The sequence below is a fragment of the Streptomyces sp. NPDC059201 genome (assembly GCF_042754585.1).
GTDB lineage: Bacteria > Actinomycetota > Actinomycetes > Streptomycetales > Streptomycetaceae > Streptomyces.
The window spans coordinates 174,024-197,416 of record NZ_JBHZBB010000008.1; the positions used below are offsets into that span (position 1 = coordinate 174,024).

Below are 23,393 nucleotides of genomic sequence, written 5' to 3' on the forward strand. Positions count from 1 at the left end.
CGCGGGCCCCGGGCCCCCGCCCCCGTGGCGTACGGCGGGTGTCGCCTACGCGGCGAGCTTCGCGAGGGCCGCGTCGATGCGGGCCAGGGTCTTCTCCTTGCCCAGGATCTCCAGGGACTCGAAGAGGGGCAGGCCGACAGTGCGGCCGGTGACGGCGACGCGGACGGGGGCCTGGGCCTTGCCGAGCTTGAGGCCGTGGGCCTCGCCGGCGGCCAGGACCGCGTTCTTGAGCGACTCGGGGTCGTTCCAGTCGGCGTCCACCAGCTTCTCGCGGGCGGTGGTGAGGAGGGCCGCGGGCTCGCCCTTCATGGCCTTGTCCCACGAGGGCTGGTCGAGGACCGGCTCGGGCAGGAAGAGGAAGTCGACGTTGGCCGTGATCTCGGAGAGCACGGTCAGGCGGGTCTGGGCGTGCGGGGCGATCCGCTCCCAGGCCGCGCGGTCGAAGTCCTCGGGGGCCCAGGGGGCGTGCGGGGCCTGGAGCCAGGGCTCGCACGCCTCGGCGAAGGTCTTCACGTCCAGCATGCGGATGTGGTCCGCGTTGATGGACTCGGCCTTCTTGAGGTCGAAGCGGGCCGGGTTGGCGTTGACGTCCGCGATGTCGAACTTCGCCACCATCTCGGGGATGGTGAAGATGTCCTGGTCGGCGGAGAAGGACCAGCCGAGCAGCGACAGGTAGTTCAGCAGGCCCTCGGGGAGGAAGCCGCGCTCCCGGTAGAGGTTGAGGGACGCCTGCGGGTCGCGCTTGGAGAGCTTCTTGTTGCCCTCGCCCATCACGTACGGCAGGTGGCCGAAGGCGGGGATCTCCTTGGCGACACCCAGCTCGATCAGGGCCTTGTAGAGGGCGACCTGGCGGGGGGTGGAGGAGAGCAGGTCCTCGCCGCGCAGGACGTGGGTGATCTCCATCAGGGCGTCGTCGACCGGGTTGACCAGGGTGTAGAGCGGGGCGCCGTTGGCCCGGAGGATGCCGTAGTCCGGCACGTTCTCCGGGGTGAAGGTGAGCTCGCCGCGGACCAGGTCGGTGAAGGTGATCGGCTCGTCGGGCATCCGGAAGCGGACGATCGGCTCGCGGCCCTCCGCCTCGTACGCGGCGACCTGCTCGGCCGACAGCTCGCGGCAGTGGCCGTCGTAGCCGGACGGGCGGCCGGCGGCGCGGGCCGCCTCGCGGCGCTCGTCCAGCTCGGCGGTGTTGCAGTAGCAGCGGTACGCGTACCCGCCGGCGAGCAGCTTCTCGGCGACGTCCTGATAGATGTCCATCCGCTGCGACTGGCGGTACGGGGCGTGCGGGCCGCCGACCTCGGGGCCCTCGTCCCAGTCGAGGCCGAGCCACTTGAGGGAGTCGAGCAGCTGCTCGTACGACTCCTCGGAGTCGCGGGCCGCGTCGGTGTCCTCGATGCGGAAGACCATCGTGCCCTGGTTGTGCCGGGCGAAGGCCCAGTTGAAGAGGGCGGTGCGGACCAGGCCCACATGGGGGTTGCCGGTCGGGGACGGACAGAAACGGACGCGGAGGTTCGCGTTAGCCACGCTTGATCACCCTGTTGGTGAGAGTGCCGATGCCTTCGATGGTGACGGCGACCTCGTCGCCGACGGTGAGGGGGCCGACCCCGGCGGGGGTGCCGGTGAGGATGACGTCGCCGGGGAGCAGCGTCATGGCCTCGGTGATGTGGACGACCAGGTCCTCGATGGAGCGGATCATGTCGCTCGTCCGACCGAGCTGGCGTTGTTCGCCGTTGACCGTGGCCTGGACGGCGAGGTCGCTCGGGTCGAGGTCGGTCTCCACCCAGGGGCCCAGCGGGCAGCTCGTGTCGAAGCCCTTGGCGCGGGCCCACTGGGCCTCGCGCTGCTGGACGTCGCGGGCGGTCACGTCGTTGGCGCAGGTGTAGCCGAAGATCACGTCCTTGACGCGCTCCCGGGGCACCTCGCGGCACATGCGGCCGATCACCACGGCGAGTTCGGCCTCGTGGTGCAGCTCGCTGGAGAAGGAGGGGAACTCGATGGCGTCGCCGGGGCCGATGACGGAGGTGGTCGGCTTGAAGAAGGCGACCGGGACCTCGGGGACCTCGTTGCCGAGTTCCTTGGCGTGCTCCGCGTAGTTGCGGCCGATGGCCACGACCTTGTTGGGGAGCACCGGCGGCAGGAGCCGTACCTTGCTCAGCGGGACCTTGGTGCCGCTGAGCTCGAAGTCGGTGTACGGGATGCCCTTGATGATGTCGAGGACGAGGCCGCCGGACTCGATGGTCCCCTCGCCCTCGACCGCGCCGAAGGCGACATTGCCGTCGATGGAGAATCTGGCGATGCGCACGAGTGCTGTCGCCCCTCACTTGGTACTGGCTGGAGTCTGACGCTCCAGGCTAACGCGGCGCGGGGCGGCCGACCGGCGGATATCGCCGGTGACGGGCGGGCGAACGGGCGGATCAGACCTCGGAGAGGTAGGCCGGCACGTAGGGCGCGGGGGCCTGCATCAGGACGGTGCGGCGCGGGTTGGCCGTGGCGCCGGGGAGGTCCGTCCCGTACGCGGGGGTGGCGCCGCGACCGAGGGCGTCGGCGTCCGCGAGGTGGGCGAGGGTGGAACGGCGCGGGTTGGCCGTGGTGGCGGGCGTGGGTGCAGTCATCGCGCTGTCAGACCTTGTTCCGGGACGGGCGCCCGTACGGGCGCGAGAATGGTGTAAAGCGTCAGGCTAAATCAAGGTGTTCCCTTCGAATGCATGGCCAAGACATCCACTCCCGTGTGAGTTTGCTCACCACTGGGCGGATATTCCGCTCATTACGGACAGGCATGTCAGGTCACGGAAAGGGACATTCCGCCACTGAACCCGCCATTCCGCTCCTGATCATCGCGACTGGGACACTCGAGGGCGCCAGGCTATTGGAGAGGAAAAGTCCGAAACCTCCGTGATCATCTTCTACACCCCGTGATCTCGTGCGCACGGTTGGTCATCCCCCTCGCGGTACAGACCTCAGCCCTTGTTGGAGTTCCGGCACTGTGCTGGAATTCCACGCACCGCCGCGGGTTCGACGCCGGCACGCAGGGGGCGCAACGCAGCGCCGGCCGAGTGGCGGGGAAGGGGGATCTGCGCCGGTCACCGACGACCACCTGGGGCGCACCGACGCGTCCCGACGACGCCGACACCGTCCGCTCCGGTTCCACCCGGAAGGACGCCTGGTCCAGAGGTTGCGACGCTAGTGCAGGGACGTTTCAAGAGGGATGGCGCGGGCTCTGCCCAGGCCCGCAAGGGCCGTGCGGAGGCTCCGTCGGAGCAGGAACCGCGTGCCGGGACCGACCGCGGTCCCGCGGCCCCGCACTCCACCCAGCAGGCGCCCGGCCCGGGCGGTCAGGGCAGGGCCCAGGGCAAGGCCGCGCGGCCGAACGGCGAGTCCGGCGACGGCTCCGCGCGCCGCTCCGGCCCGTCCGCCGCGCCCGGCGAGCAGTCCGGCGCGGCCGGCACCGCACGCGGTGAGAAGGGTGAGAAGGGCGCCAAGCCCGCCACTCCCGAGAACCCGGCCGGTCCCCGAATAGCCCTCCGCAACTGGCGCATCTCCACCCGCCTCGTGGCCCTGCTGACCCTCCCCGTGGTCGCGGCCACCAGCCTCGGCGGCATCCGCATCAGCGAGTCGCTCCAGGACATCCAGCAGCTCGACCACATGCAGCTGCTCACCAAGCTGACCCGTGAGGCGACCGCGCTCGCGCAGGCCCTCCAGGCCGAGCGCGACCTGTCCGCCGGTCCGCTCGCCAACGGGCGCCCGGTCAGCGACTACCAGGTCTCCAACCCGCGCCGCCGCACGGACCGCCAGTACGACGCCTTCCTCGACGCCACCCGGGCCATCCCGAACGCCGAGGACGACGAGGCGCTCCAGAGCATCCGCTCCAACGTCAGCACCATCGCCTCGCAGGTCCTCGACCTCCACAGCATCCGGACGACCGCCTACCGCAAGAACGTCCAGCAGTCGGTGACGGTCGAGGCGTACAGCCGTCTGATCCGCTCGCTGCTCAGCCTGTCCCAGGACATGGCGCAGGCGACCAGCAACCCGGACATGATCAAGCGGACCCGCGCGCTCGCCGCGTTCTCGTCCGCCAAGGAGTACGCCTCCATCCAGCAGGCGATCATCGCGGGCGCCCTGCCGGCCAGCGACAAGACCGCCGGCCGGATCCAGCCCGGTGACCGCCTCTACGGCGAGGCCGCGCTCAACGGCGAGAACAACGCCTTCAAGTCCTTCACCGCGGTCTACGAGGCGACCGGCGGCAACGCCACCGACCTCACCGAGTCGCTCCACTCCGGCAACCCCACCATCGTGGACGCCGAGAAGTACGCCGAGCGCGTGCTGAAGGCCGACCAGACCATGCCCGGCGGCGAGAAGCGCGGTTACCTCAACTTCACCGACGAGTACGAGACCAAGATCGCGGCCATGGGCCGCATCGAGAACCAGCTCCTCGGCGAGATGGAGACGGTCGCCCGTGAGCTGCGGCAGGAGGCGCAGCGCGAGGCGATCATCAACGGTGCGCTGATCCTCCTCGTCCTCGGCGTCTCGCTCGTCGGCGCCTTCGTCGTGGCCCGCTCCATGATCCGCTCGCTGCGCCGGCTCCAGGACACCGCGACCAAGGTCGCCCAGGAACGCCTGCCCGAGCTCGTCAAGCAGCTCTCCGAGTCCGACCCGCAGGACGTCGACACCTCCGTCGAGTCCGTCGGCGTGCACTCCCGGGACGAGATCGGCCAGGTGGCCACGGCCTTCGACGACGTGCACCGCGAGGCCGTCCGCCTCGCCGCCGAGCAGGCCCTCCTCCGGGGCAACGTCAACGCGATGTTCACCAACCTCTCGCGCCGCTCCCAGGGCCTCATCCAGCGTCAGCTCTCGCTCATCTCCGAGCTGGAGTCCCGCGAGGCCGACCCGGACCAGCTCTCCTCGCTCTTCAAGCTCGACCACCTCGCGACCCGTATGCGCCGGAACGGCGAGAACCTCCTCGTCCTCGCCGGCGAGGAGCCGGGCCGCCGCTGGACCCGCCCGGTCCCGCTGGTCGACGTGCTCCGCGCCGCCGCCTCCGAGGTGGAGCAGTACGAGCGCATCGAACTGGCCGCGGTCCCGGCGACGGACGTCGCCGGCCGCGTCGTCAACGACCTCGTGCACCTCCTCGCCGAGCTGCTGGAGAACGCCACCTCGTTCTCCTCCCCGCAGACCAAGGTCCGCGTCACCGGTCACGCGCTGCCCGACGGCCGCGTGCTGGTCGAGATCCACGACACCGGCATCGGCCTCTCCCCCGAGGACCTGGCCGCGATCAACGAGCGGCTCGCCTCGCCCCCCACCGTGGACGTCTCCGTCTCCCGCCGCATGGGCCTCTTCGTGGTCGGCCGCCTGTCCCTGCGACACGGCATCCGCATCCAGCTGCGCCCGTCCGACTCGGGCGGCACCACCGCGCTCGTCATGCTGCCGGTCGACGTCGCCCAGGGCGGCCGCAAGCCGGCCCTCAAGCAGGGCCCCGGCGCCCCGGGCACGGCCCCGCAGGGCGGCAACGCCCCCGGCGGGCGTCTCCCCGGCGGCCCCGGCGCGGCCGGCGGTCCCGGTGCTCCGGGTGCCGGCGGTCCCGGCGCCGGACGTCCGGGGCTCGGCGGCCCCTCGGCCCCGGCCGGGCGCCTCGGCGCCGGTCCCGGCGCCGCGCGTCCGCAGGTCGGCCCGGCCGGCGGAGCGCGTACCGCGCTGCCCGCCCGGGACGGCGCGCCGCAGGCTCCCCAGGCCCCGCGCCAGCAGCCCCAGCCGGCCAACGCCCAGCTGGAACAGACCGGTCAGCTTCCGCAGCTCCCCCAGCCTCCGCAGCCCGGCCCGGGTGCCGGTCTCATCGGCGGCGCGGCGAGCGCCATCCCGTCCCGTACGGACGTGTGGGGCGGCCAGCAGCAGAACACCCAGCAGAACCAGCACGCCCCGCAGGCCCCGCAGCAGCAGGACCCGCTGGGTGCCCCGAACGGCTTCCCGCGCGCCGAGCTGCCCGGCGGCAACCCCCAGCCGCAGCGCCCGCAGGCCGCGAGCTGGGGCAGCGACCAGGCCCCGTCGCCGGTACGCCGCCCGCAGCAGGACATGACGCCGCTGGACGCGCCGCGCGGTCACGACGACCCGGAGACCACGGGTTCGTACGCCGCGCCCGGCGCCCCGCAGGGCCCGGGTTCGACGGGCCAGTTCGCGCGCCCCGACTTCGGTGCGCCGCAGGCGCCCCAGGCCCCGCAGTACCAGGACCCGGCGTCCACCTCGCAGTTCGCCCGTCCGGACTACGACGCGCCGCAGGGTCCCGGCTCCACGGGCCAGTTCCCGCGGCCGGACTTCGGTGCCCCGCAGGTGCCCCAGGCGCCCCAGATGCCGCAGGCGCCCCAGGCCCCGCAGTTCCAGGACCGTCCTCCGTACGGCAGCCAGCCCTTCGTACCGCAGGCGCAGCAGCAGCCGGGGGCCCCGCAGGCCCCGGCCCCGCGCCAGCGCACCGGCAACGACTTCGGCACGCCGCCCCAGCAGGGCCTCCCGCAGCAGGGTCTCCCCCAGGGTCAGCAGCCGGGTCTCCCGCAGGCGCCGCAGCACGTCGCACCGCAGGCCCACGCCCCCGAGCCGCGTCAGCCGCAGCTCGGCCGGCCGCGCCGTCCGGAGGCCCTGCCGCCGGCGACCGGCGCGGGCGACGGGCGCACCCCGCTGTACGACACGCTGGAGACCAACTGGTTCCACCAGGAACAGGGTCAGCAGCAGGCCCCGGCCCAGCCGGCGCAGCAGCAGCGGGGGCCCGAGGTCGACCAGACCATGCAGACCCCGGTCGTGCGGCAGCCCGCTCCGGCGGCGCAGCCCCCGGCCCCCGGCCAGGCGCCCGACGGCGGGCGGCCGGCCAACTGGCGGCCCTCGCCCAACGACGATCTGGTGCGCCAGGCCGAGCGGGCGCGCAAGCCCTCCGCCGGCGGGGTCACCACCTCCGGTCTTCCGCGCCGTGTGCCGAAGGCCAACCTCGTACCCGGGACCGCACAGGAGCAGGCCCACACGGCCGGCCCCCAGGTCTCGCGTGCACCCGACGACGTCCGCGGCCGGCTCACCAACCTGCGCCGCGGTATCCAGCAGGGCCGGCAGGCGGGCAACTCGACCACGGGTAGCTTCCACCTCGGTCCGAACCACCAGCAGGAGCGATAGTTGAGCGCGATGAGCCAGGCGGCGCAGAACCTGAACTGGTTGATCACCAACTTCGTGGACAACACCCCCGGGGTGTCCCACACGGTGGTGGTCTCCGCCGACGGCCTGCTGCTGGCCATGTCCGAAGGATTCCCCCGCGATCGTGCCGACCAGCTGGCGGCGGTCGCGTCCGGGCTCACCTCGCTGACCGCGGGTGCCTCCCGGATCTTCGAGGGCGGTCCCGTGGCACAGACCGTGGTGGAGATGGAGCGCGGCTTCCTCTTCCTCATGTCGGTCTCCGACGGCTCCTCGCTCGCCGTGCTCGCACACCCGGAGTGCGACATCGGCCTCGTGGGCTACGAGATGGCGCTGCTGGTCGACCGGGCCGGCAGCGTGCTCACCCCGGATCTCCGCGCGGAGCTCCAGGGCAGCCTGCTGCACTAGCGGTCCCCACCCGCCCGCAGCGCCTGTCCCCTCGACGGGGCGGTACGCACCCCATCACGTACCGCCCCCGGCACCGTTCATCGTCCGGCCGCCCCATCCGGCCCCCCACCGGCCCCATCAGACGGCAGAGGCTTTGCTGTCACGCCCGGAGGATTCATGACCCCGCCCCCCGCCACTCACGATCCGTACGGCGGTTCGTCCCTGGACGATCCGTACGGTCATGAGGGCGACCAGCCGCTGGTCCGTCCGTACGCGATGACCGGCGGCCGGACCCGGCCGCGCTACCAGCTCGCCATCGAGGCGCTGGTCAGCACCACGGCCGACCCGGCGCACCTCGCCACGCTCCTCCCCGAGCACCAGCGCATCTGCCACCTGTGCCGTGAGGTCAAGTCGGTGGCCGAGGTGTCCGCCCTGCTGTCGATGCCGCTCGGTGTCGCCCGGATCCTCGTGGCCGACCTGGCCGAGGCGGGCATGGTGGCCATCCACCAGCCGGGCAATGGAGAAGCCGGCGGCACGCCGGACGTGACACTGCTCGAAAGGGTGCTCAGTGGACTTCGCAAGCTCTAACGGCGGCGCGGCCAGATCGACCACCAGCGCGAAGATCGTGGTGGCGGGTGGCTTCGGCGTGGGCAAGACCACGTTCGTCGGCGCCGTCTCGGAGATCAATCCGCTGCGTACCGAGGCCGTGATGACGGCGGCCTCCGCCGGGATCGACGATCTGACCCACACCGGCGGCAAGACCACCACCACGGTGGCGATGGACTTCGGCCGCATCACGCTGGACACCGATCTGATCCTGTACCTGTTCGGCACCCCGGGTCAGGACCGCTTCTGGTTCATGTGGGACGACCTGGTGCGCGGCGCGATCGGCGCCGTCGTCCTCGTCGACACCCGCCGTCTCGCCGACTGCTTCCCGGCCGTCGACTACTTCGAGAACTCGGGGCTCCCCTTCGTCATCGCCCTCAACGGCTTCGAGGGCCACCAGCCGTACACTCCGGACGAGGTGCGCGAGGCTCTCCAGATCGGTCCGGACACCCCGATCATCACGACGGACGCCCGCCACCGGGCGGACGCGAAGAGCGCGCTGATCACCCTCGTCGAGCACGCCCTCATGGCCCGGCTCAAGTAGGTTCTCGGCCAAGGCAGTTGTCATATGCCGCCGCACCGGGGCGGTCGGGGTCCTTCTGTGGCCTTCGCCACGGCCGGCCCCGGGCTTCATAACATTTCGACAGAGAATTCGGGCGCCTCGGACACCCGACGCATCCGGTCCGTGTCGCTGCGCTCACATGAGCCCCGCCTTTTGGCGGGGCTCGCTCTTTATGCCCGTTTTATGTGAGGCGTGGACCACTGAAAGCGGCCCCGTCCCACTGTTTGGAACCGACCCCCTTCACGTGCTGCAATTCATGAACTCCCGAGTAGTACGGCCCTGAATGAAACACCGGCACGACGTAGGTGCCGACGCGGAGAGGTTGTTGGTCGAGTGAGGCGAAGCATGGATGGCTCCGCGGAGCAGGAGACGCGGGGCAACTTCACCCCGCCGTCGCGCAGCGCGGTGTCGCCCGCGGACGTACCGGTGACACCCGTGCCCGCGCCCGCCCCCCGGGGCAGCTCCAGCAAGCTGTCCCCGCGCAACTGGCGCGTGCCCACCCGCCTGAACGCGATCCTCCTCATACCCGTGCTCGTCGGCCTCGTCATGGGCGGCTTCCAGGTCAAGGGGTCGATCGACACCTGGCAGGAGGCCCAGGACGCCGAGAAGACGGCGCTCATCGTGCGCGCCGCCTCGGAGTACTCCACCGCCCTGCTCGACGAACGCGACCTGACAGCGGCCCCGCTGCTCGCCGGGAAGGACCGCGCCGGCGAGGAGATCACCCGGGCGTACGCGAACACCGACGCCGCCCGCGCCCGCTTCGACGAGGCCGTCAAGAACCTCCCCTCGGGCCAGGGCCTCGAACGGCGCATCCAGCTGTTCCGCAACGAGGAGCCCAAGCTCGCCGAGCTGCGCAAGGTGGCCTACACCGCCTCGCAGGACCCGGTGAACACGCAGCTCGCGTACACCGGTGTCCAGCACTACCTCATGGAGCTCTCCAACGAGCTCGGCCTCGGCACCGGCAACATCACCAGCTACGGCCGTACCGTCTACGCCGTCCAGCTGGCCAAGGGCGCCGCGTCGCTCCAGCGCTCCATCGGCACCCAGCTGCTCGTCCGGCCCAGCGCCAAGGAAACCGTCTTCGCGCAGCAGTCCGTCGCCTTCAACTCGTACAACTACCTGGAGCAGATCGCCCTCGGCGAGTACAACTCCGGTGGCACCGCCGAGGACGTCGAGCGGCTGAAGAAGGTCATGGCCGGCAAGGCCGCCGCGGGCGAGAAGCAGATGCGCGCCGCCGGCGTCCAGCTCCCCAAGGGCAAGGACGGCTCGGTCTACACCGGTCTCGCCACCGCCATCGGCAGCGCCGACGACGGCGACGCGGTGAAGGCCCTCAAGTCCAAGGGGATCGACGCCGAGAGCTGGCTGGCGGTGACCACCGCCAAGTTCGACGGCTACAGCGAGGTCGAGAAGCACCTCGTCGACAAGGCCGTGGCCGAGGCCACCGAGATCTCCTCCGACGCGCAGACCGACGCCTGGGTCACCGGCGCCATCGTCGTCATCGCCCTGCTCGCCGCCTTCATCCTCGCCGGGATGATGGCCCGCCAGATGAGCCGCTCGATGCGCGAGCTGCGTACCGCCGCCTTCGGCATCGCCGAGCAGCGCCTGCCGATGCTGGTCGACCAGCTCTCCCGTACCGAGCCGGGCCGGGTCGACACCCGGGTGCAGCCCATCCCGATCGACTCGCAGGACGAGATCGGCGAGGTCGCCCGCGCCTTCGACCAGGTCCACCGCGAGGCCGTCCGGCTCGCCGCCGAGCAGGCCATGCTCCGGGGCAACGTCAACGCGATCTTCACCAACCTCTCGCGCCGCAACCAGTCGCTGATCGAGGGCCAGCTGACCCTCATCACCGACCTGGAGAACAACGAGGCCGACCCGGACCAGCTGGAGAACCTCTTCAAGCTGGACCACCTCGCGACCCGTATGCGCCGCAACGGCGAGAACCTCCTCGTCCTCGCCGGCGAGGAGCCGGGCCGCCGCTGGGACCAGCCCGTCCCGCTCGTCGACGTGCTGCGCGCCGCCTCCTCCGAGGTGGAGCAGTACGAGCGCATCGAGATCGCCGGCGTGCCGGACGCCGACATCCACGGCCAGGCCGTGACCGACCTCGTGCACCTGCTCGCCGAGCTGCTGGAGAACGCCACCACGTTCTCCTCCCCGCAGACCAAGGTCCGCGTCACCGCGACCCGTCTCCCCGACGGCCGCGTGATGGTCGAGATCCACGACAAGGGCATCGGCCTCACCGCCGAGGACTTCGCGGACATCAACCACAAGCTGGCGAACCCGCCGACCGTGGACGCCGCCGTCTCCCAGCGCATGGGCCTCTTCGTGGTCGGCCGGCTCTCCGACCGGCACGGCATCCGCGTCCAGCTCCGCCCCTCGGGCGAGCAGGCCGGCACCACCTCGCTGGTCATGCTCCCCGACGCCATCACCCACGGTGGCGGTGGCGAGCAGCCCGCGCAGGACGACTTCACGGTCTCCCAGATCATCCCGCACCAGCAGCAGGGCGGCTTCGAGCCCGCGGTGGCCCCGATGCGGACCGCGGCCGAGCTCGGCTTCGACGACTCGCGCTACGAGCAGCAGGGCGAGGGCCAGCAGCTGGACCCGGTCAACCGCTCACTGATCCGCGAGGAGCGCCGCGCCGCGCTGGAGGCCCAGGTGCAGAGCCCGGACGGCGCGCCCTACGGCGACGAGTCCGAGCAGGGCCAGGTGTACGGCTCCGAGTACGGCCAGGAGCAGGGCTACGGCCAGGAGTACCCGCAGGCGTACGAGCAGATCCAGGCCCAGCAGGTCCAGGGTCAGGAGTACGGCCGGGGGTACGACCAGGGTCAGACCCAGGAGTACGCGCAGGGCTACGAGCAGCAGCCGCAGGACGGCTACGGCTACCCGCAGCAGCAGGGCTACGAGGGGTACGGCCAGCAGGCCGACGCGTACCCGCAGCAGGCGTATGCGGAAGCCGCGTACGGCACCCAGGGCGCGACCCCGGACGGGTACGACCAGGCGTTCGAACCCCAGTCCCACCAGGGCGAGTGGCCCGCGCAGAGCTCCTACCAGGGCGCTTTCGACCAGGGCTACCAGCCGGAATCGGAATCTTCCCAGGCCGCTCCCGAACAGGGCCACGAGCGCGTAGGCTTCGACCGTCCGGCCCCGGCTCCCAGCCCCGCGCCGGGCACCGGCAGCGGACTGACCGACGCCGGTCTGCCGCGCCGCGGCGGCGGCGCCCCGCAGCCCCAGGCGCAGCGGCCCGCGCCGCCGGCCCAGCCCGCCCAGCCGGTGGGGCAGGACGAGCAGCAGCAGAACGAAGGCTCCGACGACTGGCGCTCGGCCAACGACGAGCGCTGGGAGCAGGCCAAGAAGCTCCGCGAGCCGAAGGCGGGCGGGGTCACTCCGTCCGGTCTCCCCCGGCGCGTCCCCAAGGCCAACCTGGTCGAGGGCACCGCGGAGCAGACCCCGCAGGGCGGCCCCCAGGTCTCCCGCGCGCCCGAGGACGTCCGGGGCAGGTTGAGCAACCTGCGCCGCGGTGTCCAGCAGGGACGTACCGCGGGGTCGGACACGAACGGATCGGGCTTCGGCCCGGGTAGTACCTACAACCAGGAGCGTTAGTGTGAGCCCGATGAGCCAGGCGGCGCAGAATCTGAACTGGTTGATCACCAACTTCGTGGACAACACCCCCGGGGTGTCCCACACGGTGGTGGTCTCCGCCGACGGACTCCTGCTGGCCATGTCCGAGGGATTCCCCCGGGACCGTGCCGACCAGCTGGCGGCGGTGGCCTCCGGGCTGACCTCGCTGACCGCGGGCGCGTCCCGGATCTTCGAGGGCGGCGCGGTCAACCAGACCGTGGTGGAGATGGAGCGCGGCTTCCTCTTCATCATGTCGGTCTCGGACGGCTCCTCGCTGGCCGTCCTCGCCCACCCCGAGTCCGACATCGGTCTCGTGGGCTACGAGATGGCCCTGCTGGTGGACCGCGCGGGCTCCGTCCTCACCCCGGACCTGCGGGCGGAGCTCCAGGGAAGTCTTCTCAACTAACAGACACACAGTGCGTATCTCGTCACCGCACCGTTAGGGTGCGGTGACGCGGCTCCAAGGGACATGGACCGCGAGGCAGTCGGAGGAGGAGACGTGGGAACACCCCCGGGGGCGAACCCCTACAACGGATTCGACGCGCATCAGGCGCCGCTGGGCGACACCGCGCAGAACCGCTACAACTTCCCTTCCGCACCCAGCAGACAGGGTGTCCCCCCGTCCTACGGACAGCCGCAGGCGCAGCCGGTGGTCCCGCGTGCGGCGGGCTCGTCGAGCTCCGGCGGCGGGCACAACCCCCTCGTGCGTCCGTACGCGATGACCGGCGGCCGGACCCGGCCGCGCTACCAGCTCGCCATCGAGGCGCTGGTCAGCACCACGGCCGATCCGTCCCGGTTGCAGGGGCAGTTGCCCGAGCACCAGCGGATCTGCCGGCTGTGCTTCGAGATCAAGTCGGTCGCGGAGATCTCGGCGCTCCTCTCCATCCCCCTCGGCGTTGCCCGGATCCTCGTCGCCGACCTGGCCGAGGCCGGACTTGTCGCCATTCACCAGCCCGGCGGCGACGAGGCCGCCGGCGGTCAGCCAGACGTGACACTGCTCGAAAGGGTGCTCAGTGGACTTCGCAAGCTCTAGCGGCGGCGCGGCCCGTTCAACCACCAGCGCGAAGATCGTGGTGGCGGGTGGCTTCGGCGTGGGCAAGACCACGTTCGTCGGCGCCGTCTCGGAGATCAATCCGCTGCGTACCGAGGCCGTCATGACGTCCGCGTCCGCGGGCATCGACGACCTCACCCACACCGGCGACAAGACGACGACGACCGTCGCCATGGACTTCGGCCGCATCACGCTGGACCAGGACCTGATCCTGTACCTGTTCGGCACCCCCGGTCAGGACCGCTTCTGGTTCATGTGGGACGACCTGGTGCGCGGCGCGATCGGCGCCGTCGTCCTCGTCGACACCCGCCGTCTCGCCGACTGCTTCCCCGCGGTCGACTACTTCGAGAACTCGGGCCTCCCGTTCGTCATCGCCCTCAACGGCTTCGACGGGAACCAGCCCTACAACCCGGAGGAGGTCCGCGAGGCCCTCCAGATCGGTCCGGACACCCCGATCATCACGACCGACGCCCGCCACCGCGCGGACGCCAAGAGCGCGCTCATCACCCTCGTCGAGCACGCGCTCATGGCCCGCCTGCGGTAACCGTCCCGACGGGCTCGTCGGCAGCACCGCCACACGGAAGGGCCCCCGCTCCTCTCAGGAGCGGGGGCCCTTTTCCGTCTGTCCGGTCTCCCGGGCGTCCGGGGCGTCAGCGCCAGCTGTGCGGGGCGCGGAAGCCGTTCTCGCGCTCCAGACGGCGCCAGCCGGCGGTGGTGCGGCCGTGGCCGGCGACGGCGGGCTCGGGCTGCGCGGCGGCGCGGGCGAGCAGGACCGCGGTGATGGCGGCCAGCTCCTCGGGGTCGGCGTGGCCCTTCTCGACGCGGAGAAGGTTGGCTGTGGCAGGCGTGGTCACTTCGGTGGACTCCTTTTGCGAGTCTTACTGAGGCGGGTTGCCGTGCTTGCGGGACGGCAGGTCGGCGTGCTTGGTGCGGAGCATCGCGAGGGACCGGATGAGCACCTGGCGGGTGTCGGCGGGGTCGATGACGTCATCGACGAGACCGCGCTCGGCCGCGTAGTACGGGTGCATCAGCTCGGCCTTGTACTCCTTGACCATGCGGGTGCGCATGGCCTCCGGGTCCTCGGCCTCGGCGATCTGCTTGCGGAAGATCACGTTGGCGGCGCCCTCGGCGCCCATGACCGCGATTTCGTTGGTGGGCCAGGCGTACGTCAGGTCGGCGCCGATGGACTGGGAGTCCATGACGATGTAAGCGCCGCCGTACGCCTTGCGCAGGATCAGGGAGATCCGGGGCACGGTCGCGTTGCAGTACGCGTAGAGCAGCTTCGCGCCGTGGCGGATGATTCCACCGTGCTCCTGGTCGACGCCGGGCAGGAAGCCGGGGACGTCCAGAAGGGTGATGATCGGGATGTTGAAGGCGTCGCACATCTGCACGAAGCGGGCGGCCTTCTCGGACGCCTCGATGTCGAGGACGCCGGCGAGGGACTGCGGCTGGTTGGCGACGATGCCGACGACCTGCCCGTCGAGGCGGGCGAGGGCGCAGATGATGTTGCGCGCCCAGCGCTCGTGGATCTCCAGGTAGTCGCCGTCGTCGACGAGCTCCTCGATGACCTTGTGCATGTCGTACGGGCGGTTGCCGTCGGCGGGCACGAGGTCGAGCAGGACGTCGGAGCGGCGGTCGGCCGGGTCCTCGGAGGCGACGGTCGGCGGGTTCTCGCGGTTGTTCTGCGGGAGCATCGACAGGAGGTAGCGGACCTCCGCGATGCAGGTCTCCTCGTCGTCGTACGCGAAGTGCGCGACGCCGGAGGTCTCGGCGTGCACGTCGGCGCCGCCGAGGCCGTTCTGGCTGATCTCCTCGCCGGTGACCGCCTTGACGACGTCCGGGCCGGTGATGAACATCTGCGAGGTCTCGCGGACCATGAAGACGAAGTCGGTGAGGGCGGGGCTGTAGGCGGCGCCGCCGGCGCACGGGCCGAGCATCACGCTGATCTGCGGGATGACGCCGGACGCCTTGGTGTTGCGCTGGAAGATGCCGCCGTAGCCGGCGAGGGCGGAGACGCCCTCCTGGATACGGGCTCCGGCGCCGTCGTTCAGGGAGACCAGCGGGGCACCGGCCGCGATGGCCATGTCCATGATCTTGTGGATCTTGGTGGCGTGGGCCTCGCCGAGGGCGCCGCCGAAGATCCGGAAGTCGTGCGCGTAGACGAAGACCGTGCGGCCCTCGACCGTGCCCCAGCCGGTGATGACACCGTCGGTGTACGGCTTCCTGGCCTCCAGGCCGAAGCCCTGGGCGCGGTGCCGGCGGAGCTGCTCGACCTCGTTGAAGGAACCCGGGTCGAGGAGCAGCTCGATGCGCTCGCGCGCGGTCAGCTTGCCCTTCGCGTGCTGGGCCTCGGTCGCGCGCTCGCTGGGGCCGGCCAACGCCTGCTCGCGCAGGACGTGCAGTTCGGCGACGCGGCCACGTGCGTCGGTGGGCTCGCTCGGGATCTCGTCGACAAGGGTCATGTACCGACCCTACGAACTCGACCAAGGAAACCCCGCCGTCGACTCCGTACAGTCTCGCGTGTCGATTCCTGGCGAGGACGTACAGAACCGTGGACCGGCCGGAGCGAGTCAACAGCCGGGAACCCCCTTTGCTTGTAGGGGTTCCACAAACGACAGGGCGCGGGCCCCCGAGGTGAGGGGACCCGCGCGCCGTGGCGGTGTGCGGTTCAGCAGCCGCCGCAGTTGTAGAAGGTCACGTCCCAGTGGTTGCCCTCGTCGGCGTAGACGTTACCGGCGCCGGAGCGCCACTGCGGCGCCCCGTCCCCGCGTACGCCGATGTAGGTGAACGTGTTCTCCACGTAGTTGGTGACGCAGGTGCCCTTGGAGAAGTCCAGCTTGTAGCCGTTCCAGTGCGAGTAGGTGCCGCCCGCGTGGCCGGTCTCGGTGCCGCCGGTGATGTTGAGGGCGCAGCCGCTGGCGCTCTTGAGGGTCTGGGCGCCCTGGGCGGTGGCGAGGTTGAGCTGCTCGAAGGACGTACAGGTGGGGCTGGAGCGGTTCGAGCAGCCGCCGGACGAGGACCAGGTGATGCCGGAGGAGCTGAACCTGGAGGTCGCACTGGCGTGGCTGATCTTGGTGACGGCGTGGGCCTCGCCGCCGGAGGTGAGGGCGCCGAATCCCGGGGCGAAGAGGGCGCCGAGGACGAGGGCGACTGCGGTGAGGACGGAGCGGAGTTTCACGGGGGTTGCCTCCTGCGGATGACCGTGACGGGTGGGGACGGCTGTGCAGGTGGTGCTCGTCGCGCAGGGAGATGGTGCCGTAGTTCTACGCGCGTCCGCCAGAGGGCGTCGGGGTCGGAGTGGGGCCGTCCGGGTGGGCCGTCCGGATGAACGGTTTCCCTAGATGTTGAAAGTTGAACGGAATGGGGTTACAGTCGTTCTCGTTGAAGGTTCAACAACACCTCGACGAACACCCCCGACAAGGAGCACGCCATGGGTCTCTTCGGCCGCAAGAACACCGAGTCCGCCACCACCACCGCCACCCTCCCGGTCGACCCGGCCCTCGCCGCCCTGACCGGCGACTACACCATCGACCCGGCGCACAGCAGCATCGGCTTCACCGTCCGCCACGCGATGGTCACCAACGTCCGCGGCACCTTCGGCGAGCACGAGGGCGCGCTGAAGCTCGACGGCTCGAACCCGGGCGCCTCCACCGCCGCGATCGACGTCAGGATCGCCTCCATCGACACCGGCATCGGCGACCGCGACGGCCACCTGCGCAGCGGCGACTTCTTCGACGCCGAGCAGTTCCCGCTGATGAGCTTCCGCTCCACCGAGGCGGCGCAGCTGGGCGGCGACAAGTACCGGATCACCGGCGACCTGACCATCAAGGACGTCACCAAGCCGCTCTCCATCGACCTGGAGTTCAACGGCACCGCGACGGACGTCTACGGCAACGAGCGCGTCGGCTTCGAGGGCTCCGCCGAGATCCTGCGCTCCGAGTGGGGCCTCACCTGGAACGCGGCCCTGGAGACCGGCGGTGTCATGGTCAGCGACAAGGTGAAGCTGAACTTCGACATCTCCGCGATCAAGAACGCCGCCTGACCCCTTCCCGGTAGAACCCGGACACGAGCGCGCCCGCACTCCGCCCCCACGGCGGAGGCGGGCGCTCGGCATTCCAGGGTCTTCCCATCGCTGGTCAGGAGCGTTGTCAGAGGCGGCCGTTAGCGTCGGCGGCATGGAGATCCACATCGACAGTGCCGTGCTGACCGAAGCCGTCGCGTGGGCCGCGCGCGTGCTGCCCGCCCGCTCCCCCATGCCCGTCCTCGGCGGACTGCTCCTGGAGGCCGGCGAGGACGGCGGGCTGAGCGTCTTCGGGCTCGACCACGAGGCGTCCGCGCGCGTGGAGGTCGAGGCCGCGACCGTCGCCCCGGGCCGCGCGCTGGTGCTCGGCCGGCGGCTGCTCGACATCTGCAAGGTGCTGCCGCCGGGGCGGACCGAGCTGGCCGTGGAGGGCGCCCGGCTCTCGGTCACCTCCGGCGAGGTCCGCTTCGGCCTCTCGCTGCTGCCGCTCGACTCCTATCCGGCCGCCCCGGCGCTGCCGCCGGTCCTCGGAGAGGTCGACGGGGCCGCCTTCGCGGAGGCGGTCGGCCAGGTCACGGCGGCGGCCGGGCGGGACGACTCGCTGCCGGTCCTCACCGGGATACGGCTCGCGCTGGACGGCCCCCTGATGACGCTGGCCGCCACCGACCGCTACCGGTACGCGGTCCGCACCCTGGAGTGGTACCCGGAGTTCGGGGCGGCCGCCGCCGGACCCGCCGACGTGGTCGTGCCGGCCCGCCGCCTCGCCGAGACCGCCAGGTCCTTCGCGGGCGGCGGCCGGGCCCGGATCGGGCTCGACGCGCACTCCATCGGCTTCGAGCGGGCCGGGGTGCGCACCACCGCCCGGCTGCTCGACGGCCGGCTCCCCCGCCACGACAAGCTGTTCGCCCTCGGCGACCACGCGGTCGCGGTCACCGGCCGGGCCGCGCTGGTCGAGGCCGTGCGGCGGGTCGCGGTGGTCGCCGAGGGCGACAGCCCGGTCCAGCTGGCCTTCGAGGGGACGACGCTCCGGCTGCGCGCGGGGTACGAGGACGACGTGGCCTCCCAGCGGCTGCCCGCGGTCCTCGACGGCGCCGAGGCGATGACGGTCGCCTTCAACCCGGGCTATCTGCTGGACGCCCTGTCCCGGTTCACCGCCGAGGACGTACGCCTCCACCTGCTGGGTCCCGGCCAGCGCGCCCTCCTGGCCGACGGCGAGGACGGCCGCCACCGACACCTGCTGATGTCGGTGAAGCCCCTGGTCTGACGGCGGTCGGTGCGCTCTCACGGCCTGACGGCGGTCAGAAGCCTCCGCCGCCGTCGAAGCCGCCTCCGCCGCCGAAGTCTCCGCCGCCGTAGTCACCGGAGGAGAAGTCCCCGGAGGAGAAATCGCCGCCCGAAAAGTCGCCGCCGCCGTACTCGGAGGCGTACGCGGGGGTGGCGAGGGCCGAGCCGAGCATGGTGCCCACGAGCAGGCCGGGCAGCAGCCCGCCGCCGAAGTAGCCGCCCGCCCAGGGGCCGTAGGCCGGGCCCGCCTCCCAGTAGGGGCGGCGACCGGCGTCGGTCTCGACCGTACGGGCGAGCGGGTCCTGGCCGTCGTCCAGGCGGGCCGCGTCGGCGGCGCAGACCGGGACCTCGCGGGAGGCACCGCCGGCCGGGGTCCAGGTGCGGTCCTCGATGGACGGGCCGTGGCGCGGGTCGAAGAAGCACGGGGGCCGGCGCTCGGGCAGCGCGCGGGAGCCGCGGCGGGCGTCGAGCACCGCCAGGGAGTAGCGCCCGTCCTCCAGCGCCTGGGTGACCCCGCGGACCTCGTGCGGGCGCTCCACCGCGCCCATCCGTGTCTTCGCGCGGTCGTAGGAGTCGAGGGCCTGTTCGTAGTCGGCGCGCATCGCCTCGTTCGCGCCGGCCTCCGCGGGGTGGAAGTCGAGCCGCTCCAGCTCCTCGCCGAAGGCGGTGATGTCCTCGTCGACGACGACCCGGAGCTTCTCCACGGCCGCCCGCTCCTCCGCCTCCCTCTTCTTCCGCCTGCTCCGCACCACGGCGTAGGCGCCCGCGCCGCCGACGGCGGCCACCGCGCCGAGGGTGACGAGGCCGGCGACCGGGACCCCGGAGTCGGAGCCGCCGCCGGGCCATGCCTCGGGTGCGGCGCCGCGCATCGCGGGGAGGACCTGGTCGGCGAAGGCGTTCAGTTCGGTGGCGGCGTCGGCGCCTGGCTGCCGGACCGAGTCGGCGATGTTCTGGACGGCCGTCGGCGGCATCACGGAGGGATCGGAGCCCGCGTCGAAGCCGTCGCCGAGCGCCACCGCGTACACCCCGGCGATGCCGGTCTGGGCGCGCAGGTTGTCGATGAGCCCCTGCGGCGGGTACTCCGCGCCCTCCGGCAGGACGGCCACGAAGAGGGGCTTGTCCGCGTCCTCGATCTTCTGCGCAAGGGCGGCGGCCTCGCCCGCCGAGAGCTGGTCGGCTGCGCCCGGGTCGACGTAGACCGGGCCTTGGCGCAGGGCCGCGGCCGCGTCCGAGACGCCCGCGGCCCTGGCTCCCGCCGCCGCGGGTGCCAGGGCCAGAAGCAGCAGGAGGATCAGCCCGGCGAGGGCCGACCACACCGAAATCTCCCTGGTCCTCATGGTTCGCACTTACCCGAATGGGCGAGAACTAGACATATCGGGCGGAGATCGTTTACTCCGCGGGGTCGACCCCGGCGCGCAGCAGCCCGTAGGTGAAGGCGTCCTCGATGGCCTGCCAGGAGGCGGCGATCACGTTCTCGCCGACGCCGACGGTGGCCCACTCGGTGTTGCCGTCGCTCGTGGTGACGAGGACGCGGGTGGTGGACTCGGTGCCGTGCCGGCCTTCGAGGATGCGGACCTTGTAGTCGACCAGCTCGAACTTGGCGAGCTGCGGGTAGATCCGCTCCAGGGCGACGCGCAGGGCGCGGTCGAGGGCGTTGACCGGGCCGTTGCCCTCAGCGGTGGCGAGCATCCGCTCGCCCTTGGCCCAGAGCTTGACGGTGGCCTCGTTGGCGTGGGTGCCGTCGGGGCGGTTCTCGGTGATCGCCCGCCAGGACTCGGTGCGGAAGTAGCGGCGGGCCCGGCCCTCGGCCTCGGCGCGGAGCAGCAGCTCGAAGGAGGCGTCGGCGGCCTCGTAGGTGTAGCCCTGGAGCTCGCGCTCCTTGACCCGCTCGACGACCCGGGCGACCAGCGCGCGGTCGTCACCGAGGTCGACGCCGAGCTCCTTGCCCTTGAGCTCGATGGAGGCGCGGCCGGCCATGTCGGAGACGAGCATCCGCATGGTGTTGCCGACCCGCTCGGGGTCGATGTGCTGGTAGAGGTCGGGGTCGACCTTGATGGCGGAGGCGTGCAGGCCGGCCTTGTGGGCGAAGGCGGAGACGCCCACGTACGGCTGGTGGGTGGAGGGCGTGAGGTTGACGACCTCGGCGATGGCGTGCGAGATGCGGGTCATCTCGGCGAGGGCGCCCTCGGGCAGTACGCGCTTGTCGTACTTGAGTTCCAGGGCGGCGACGACGGGGAAGAGGTTGGCGTTGCCGACCCGCTCGCCGTAGCCGTTGGCGGTGCACTGCACGTGGGTGGCGCCCGCGTCGACGGCGGCGAGGGTGTTGGCGACGGCGCAGCCGGTGTCGTCCTGGGCGTGGATGCCGAGCCGGGCGCCGGTGTCGGCGATGACGGTGCCGACGACGGCCTGGACCTGGGCGGGGAGCATGCCGCCGTTGGTGTCGCAGAGGATGACGACGTCGGCGCCGGCCTCGTGCGCGGCGCGGACCACGGCCTTGGCGTAGGCGGGGTTCGCCTTGTAGCCGTCGAAGAAGTGCTCGCAGTCGACGAAGACGCGGCGGCCCTGGGAGGTCAGGAAGGAGACGGTGTCGCGGACCATCTCCAGGTTCTCGTCGAGGGTGGTGCGCAGGGCCAGTTCGACGTGCCGGTCGTGGGACTTGGCCACCAGGGTGATCACCGGGGCGCCGGAGTCGAGGAGCGCCCTGACCTGCGGGTCGTCGGCGGCGCTGCCGCCGGCCCGGCGGGTGGCGCCGAAGGCGACGAGCTGCGCGTTCCTGAAGCTGATCTCCTGGCGGGCGCGGGCGAAGAACTCGGTGTCCCGCGGGTTGGCGCCGGGCCAGCCGCCTTCGATGAAGCCGACGCCGAAGTCGTCGAGGTGCCGGGCGATGGTCAGCTTGTCCGCGACGGTGAGGTTGATGCCCTCACGCTGGGCTCCGTCGCGGAGCGTCGTGTCGAAGACGTGGAAGCTGTCGTCGGCCGGGCCGGCGCCCGGACGGGTGCTCTCGCCGTTCTCGGTGGTCATGACTGTGTTGGCTCCTGTCGGATGTGGCTCCGGAAGGTCTGGATCCACTTGCCCCCATTCTCACGCGCCCTCCGCCTCCGGCATGGGTGGGGCCGGAAAACGAAAAAACCCCTCGCGGGTGCGAGAGGTCTGCGCGCGGGTCTGGGGCACGATGGCCGCTGCCGCGGGGGTGGAGTCCCGGGGTTCAGCGGTCACTGCGGACCGGCGCGCCGCTGCCGATAATCATCGTGGTAGCAAGCACGCCCGCAGTCTGCCACAGGCCCGCGCGGTTCAGGACGCGGATCTCACGATGCGGAATCCACGGCGGCACCGGTCTTCCGGGCGGGCGGTACGGGGCCGGGCGCGGCGCCGGTCCCCTCGGCGGTGCCCACCCGGGCGAGGTCGATGTCGCGGGTCTCGCGCATGGCCAGGTAGACGACCAGGGAGACGGCCGCGCAGCCGGCCACGTACCAGGCGAAGCCGGACTCGATCCCGGCGTTCTTGAACCAGAGGGCCACGTACTCGGCGGTGCCGCCGAAGAGCGCGTTGGCGATGGCGTACGGCAGGGCGACGCCGAGGGCGCGGATGCCGGTGGGGAACAGTTCGGCCTTCACGCAGGCATTGATCGAGGTGTAGCCGGTGACGACGAGCAGTGCGAGGAGGGAGAGGCCGAGGGCGGGCCAGAAGGAGTCGGCGCGCTTGAGCATGGTCAGGATCGGCACGGTGAGGAGGGTGGAGCCGACGGCGAAGGTGATGAGGAGGGGGCGGCGGCCGATCCGGTCGGAGAGCGCGCCGGCGAGCGGCTGGAGGCAGGCGAAGACGATGAGGGCGCAGAAGGAGACGAGGGTGGCGGTCTGCTTGGGCAGGCCCGCGCTGTTGGAGAGGTATTTGGTGAGGTACGTGGTGTACGTGTAGTAGGCCACCGTGCCGCCCATGGTGAGGGCGACGACGAGGAACGCCTCGCGGCGGTGGTCCCAGAGCGCGCGCAGGGTGCCCTGCCGGCCGGGGGCGACACCGGCGTCGGCGGTCTCCTCGTACACCTCGGTCTCCAGCATGTTCCGGCGCAGGTAGAAGACGACGGCGGCGCCGAGGGCGCCGATCACGAAGGGGACGCGCCAGCCCCAGGCGTGCAGCGCCTCGGTGGACATCGTGTGCTGGAGGACCAGCAGCAGGCCGAGGCCGAAGACCTGTCCGGCGGTCATGGAGACGTACTGGAAGCTGGAGGCGAGGCCGCGCCGGCCGGGGGCGGACGCCTCGGTGAGGTAGGTGGCGCTGGCCGCGTACTCGCCGCCGACGGAGAGGCCCTGGAGGAGGCGGGCGACGAGGAGGACGGCGGCGCCGCCGTAGCCCGCGACGGAGTAGGTGGGGGCGACGGCGATGAGCAGCGCGGAGGCGGACATGAGGGTGACGGTGAGGGTGAGCGCGGCCTTGCGGCCCTTCCGGTCGCCGACCCGGCCGAGGAGCCAGCCGCCGACCGGGCGCATGAAGAAGCCGACGGCGAAGATGCCGGCGGTGTTCATGAGTTTGGCGGTGTCGTTGCCCTCGGGGAAGAAGGCTCCCGCGAAGTACACGGCGAAGCTCGCGTACACGAACCAGTCGAACCACTCGACCATGTTCCCGGCCGACCCGACCCAGATCTTCTTCCAGTGATCTCGTCCCATGGCCCGGAACCGTGCCGGAGGGACCCGCCGCCCAACAAGGGTGCAGGGCAC

Annotated in this window: 19 protein-coding genes; 10 read left to right on the plus strand and 9 right to left on the minus strand. The window is 71.6% G+C overall.

The genetic code is table 11. The annotated features are described in order from the left end of the window. Window positions 1-45: 45 nt before the first annotated feature. From gltX to ACFXMG_RS25275, 3 genes are all read right to left on the minus strand, one after another. Complete coding sequence (gltX, locus tag ACFXMG_RS25265) at window positions 46-1,521, minus strand: glutamate--tRNA ligase (protein WP_383824100.1); 1,476 nt, start codon at window positions 1,519-1,521, stop codon at window positions 46-48. Continuing rightward, entirely contained in the window at window positions 1,514-2,299 is a 786-nt protein-coding gene (locus ACFXMG_RS25270) for a fumarylacetoacetate hydrolase family protein (protein WP_383824097.1), read from the minus strand. The genes gltX and ACFXMG_RS25270 overlap by 8 nt, the downstream gene beginning before the upstream one ends. Window positions 2,300-2,411: 112 nt before the next feature. Next, entirely contained in the window at window positions 2,412-2,609 is a 198-nt protein-coding gene (locus tag ACFXMG_RS25275; RefSeq protein WP_383824094.1) for a hypothetical protein, read from the minus strand. A 571-nt stretch (window positions 2,610-3,180) separates the two neighbouring features. Between ACFXMG_RS25275 and ACFXMG_RS25280 the strand changes: the two genes are divergently transcribed. From ACFXMG_RS25280 to ACFXMG_RS25315, 8 genes are all read left to right on the plus strand, one after another. Further along, a complete protein-coding gene (locus tag ACFXMG_RS25280; protein WP_383824091.1) occupies window positions 3,181-7,140 on the plus strand; it encodes a nitrate- and nitrite sensing domain-containing protein in 3,960 nt (1,319 codons plus the stop codon). A gap of 9 nt (window positions 7,141-7,149) precedes the next feature. Beyond that, complete coding sequence (locus ACFXMG_RS25285; RefSeq protein WP_030496942.1) at window positions 7,150-7,563, plus strand: roadblock/LC7 domain-containing protein; 414 nt, start codon at window positions 7,150-7,152, stop codon at window positions 7,561-7,563. A gap of 156 nt (window positions 7,564-7,719) precedes the next feature. Further along, a complete protein-coding gene (locus ACFXMG_RS25290; RefSeq protein ID WP_030496941.1) occupies window positions 7,720-8,130 on the plus strand; it encodes a DUF742 domain-containing protein in 411 nt (136 codons plus the stop codon). Further along, window positions 8,111-8,692, plus strand: coding sequence for an ATP/GTP-binding protein (locus tag ACFXMG_RS25295; protein ID WP_383824088.1), 582 nt, complete (start codon window positions 8,111-8,113; stop codon window positions 8,690-8,692). The genes ACFXMG_RS25290 and ACFXMG_RS25295 overlap by 20 nt, the downstream gene beginning before the upstream one ends. Before the next feature lie 351 nt (window positions 8,693-9,043). Beyond that, complete coding sequence (locus ACFXMG_RS25300) at window positions 9,044-12,307, plus strand: nitrate- and nitrite sensing domain-containing protein (RefSeq protein WP_383824086.1); 3,264 nt, start codon at window positions 9,044-9,046, stop codon at window positions 12,305-12,307. 10 nt (window positions 12,308-12,317) lie between these two features. Next, on the plus strand, window positions 12,318-12,731 hold the full coding sequence (locus ACFXMG_RS25305) for a roadblock/LC7 domain-containing protein (RefSeq protein WP_030496939.1): 414 nt from the start codon (window positions 12,318-12,320) through the stop codon (window positions 12,729-12,731). Window positions 12,732-12,824: 93 nt separating this feature from the next. Continuing rightward, entirely contained in the window at window positions 12,825-13,358 is a 534-nt protein-coding gene (locus ACFXMG_RS25310) for a DUF742 domain-containing protein (protein ID WP_383824083.1), read from the plus strand. Then, window positions 13,339-13,920, plus strand: a complete 582-nt coding sequence (locus tag ACFXMG_RS25315) for an ATP/GTP-binding protein (RefSeq protein WP_226651380.1) — start codon at window positions 13,339-13,341, stop codon at window positions 13,918-13,920. The genes ACFXMG_RS25310 and ACFXMG_RS25315 overlap by 20 nt, the downstream gene beginning before the upstream one ends. A gap of 106 nt (window positions 13,921-14,026) precedes the next feature. On the opposite strand, the gene ACFXMG_RS25320 is transcribed toward ACFXMG_RS25315, so the two are convergent. From ACFXMG_RS25320 to ACFXMG_RS25330, 3 genes are all read right to left on the minus strand, one after another. After that, window positions 14,027-14,230, minus strand: a complete 204-nt coding sequence (locus tag ACFXMG_RS25320) for an acyl-CoA carboxylase subunit epsilon (RefSeq protein WP_383824081.1) — start codon at window positions 14,228-14,230, stop codon at window positions 14,027-14,029. A gap of 24 nt (window positions 14,231-14,254) precedes the next feature. Then, the gene (locus ACFXMG_RS25325) at window positions 14,255-15,838 is read right to left on the minus strand and encodes an acyl-CoA carboxylase subunit beta (RefSeq protein ID WP_383824078.1); all 1,584 of its coding nucleotides are present in this window, start codon (window positions 15,836-15,838) and stop codon (window positions 14,255-14,257) included. Between the two features lie 206 nt (window positions 15,839-16,044). After that, a complete protein-coding gene (locus tag ACFXMG_RS25330; protein WP_383824075.1) occupies window positions 16,045-16,554 on the minus strand; it encodes a hypothetical protein in 510 nt (169 codons plus the stop codon). A gap of 252 nt (window positions 16,555-16,806) precedes the next feature. Here ACFXMG_RS25330 and ACFXMG_RS25335 point away from each other — a divergent pair, with 252 nt between their 5' ends. Then, entirely contained in the window at window positions 16,807-17,418 is a 612-nt protein-coding gene (locus tag ACFXMG_RS25335; protein WP_383824072.1) for a YceI family protein, read from the plus strand. Window positions 17,419-17,551: 133 nt separating this feature from the next. Next, window positions 17,552-18,661: a DNA polymerase III subunit beta gene (gene dnaN, locus ACFXMG_RS25340; protein WP_383824070.1), complete on the plus strand. Its 1,110-nt coding sequence runs from the start codon at window positions 17,552-17,554 to the stop codon at window positions 18,659-18,661. A 34-nt stretch (window positions 18,662-18,695) separates the two neighbouring features. Here dnaN and ACFXMG_RS25345 read toward each other — a convergent pair whose 3' ends face one another. From ACFXMG_RS25345 to ACFXMG_RS25355, 3 genes are all read right to left on the minus strand, one after another. Continuing rightward, complete coding sequence (locus ACFXMG_RS25345; protein ID WP_383824067.1) at window positions 18,696-20,018, minus strand: hypothetical protein; 1,323 nt, start codon at window positions 20,016-20,018, stop codon at window positions 18,696-18,698. 52 nt (window positions 20,019-20,070) lie between these two features. Next, window positions 20,071-21,702 carry a citramalate synthase gene (cimA, locus tag ACFXMG_RS25350; RefSeq protein WP_383824064.1) on the minus strand — a complete coding sequence of 544 codons (1,632 nt, stop codon included), beginning with the start codon at window positions 21,700-21,702 and terminating at the stop codon, window positions 20,071-20,073. Between the two features lie 284 nt (window positions 21,703-21,986). After that, window positions 21,987-23,342 carry an MFS transporter gene (locus tag ACFXMG_RS25355; protein ID WP_383824062.1) on the minus strand — a complete coding sequence of 452 codons (1,356 nt, stop codon included), beginning with the start codon at window positions 23,340-23,342 and terminating at the stop codon, window positions 21,987-21,989. Window positions 23,343-23,393 lie beyond the last annotated feature (51 nt).

Coding starts and splice junctions, on each gene's coding strand:
- ACFXMG_RS25275 (WP_383824094.1), bottom strand. CDS start 2,609: ATGACTGCACCCACGCCCGCCACCACGGCCAACCCGCGCCGTTCCACC.
- ACFXMG_RS25285 (WP_030496942.1), top strand. CDS start 7,150: ATGAGCCAGGCGGCGCAGAACCTGAACTGGTTGATCACCAACTTCGTG.
- ACFXMG_RS25290 (WP_030496941.1), top strand. CDS start 7,720: ATGACCCCGCCCCCCGCCACTCACGATCCGTACGGCGGTTCGTCCCTG.
- ACFXMG_RS25305 (WP_030496939.1), top strand. CDS start 12,318: ATGAGCCAGGCGGCGCAGAATCTGAACTGGTTGATCACCAACTTCGTG.
- ACFXMG_RS25325 (WP_383824078.1), bottom strand. CDS start 15,838: ATGACCCTTGTCGACGAGATCCCGAGCGAGCCCACCGACGCACGTGGC.
- ACFXMG_RS25335 (WP_383824072.1), top strand. CDS start 16,807: ATGGGTCTCTTCGGCCGCAAGAACACCGAGTCCGCCACCACCACCGCC.
- dnaN (WP_383824070.1), top strand. CDS start 17,552: ATGGAGATCCACATCGACAGTGCCGTGCTGACCGAAGCCGTCGCGTGG.
- ACFXMG_RS25345 (WP_383824067.1), bottom strand. CDS start 20,018: ATGAGGACCAGGGAGATTTCGGTGTGGTCGGCCCTCGCCGGGCTGATC.
- cimA (WP_383824064.1), bottom strand. CDS start 21,702: ATGACCACCGAGAACGGCGAGAGCACCCGTCCGGGCGCCGGCCCGGCC.
- ACFXMG_RS25355 (WP_383824062.1), bottom strand. CDS start 23,342: ATGGGACGAGATCACTGGAAGAAGATCTGGGTCGGGTCGGCCGGGAAC.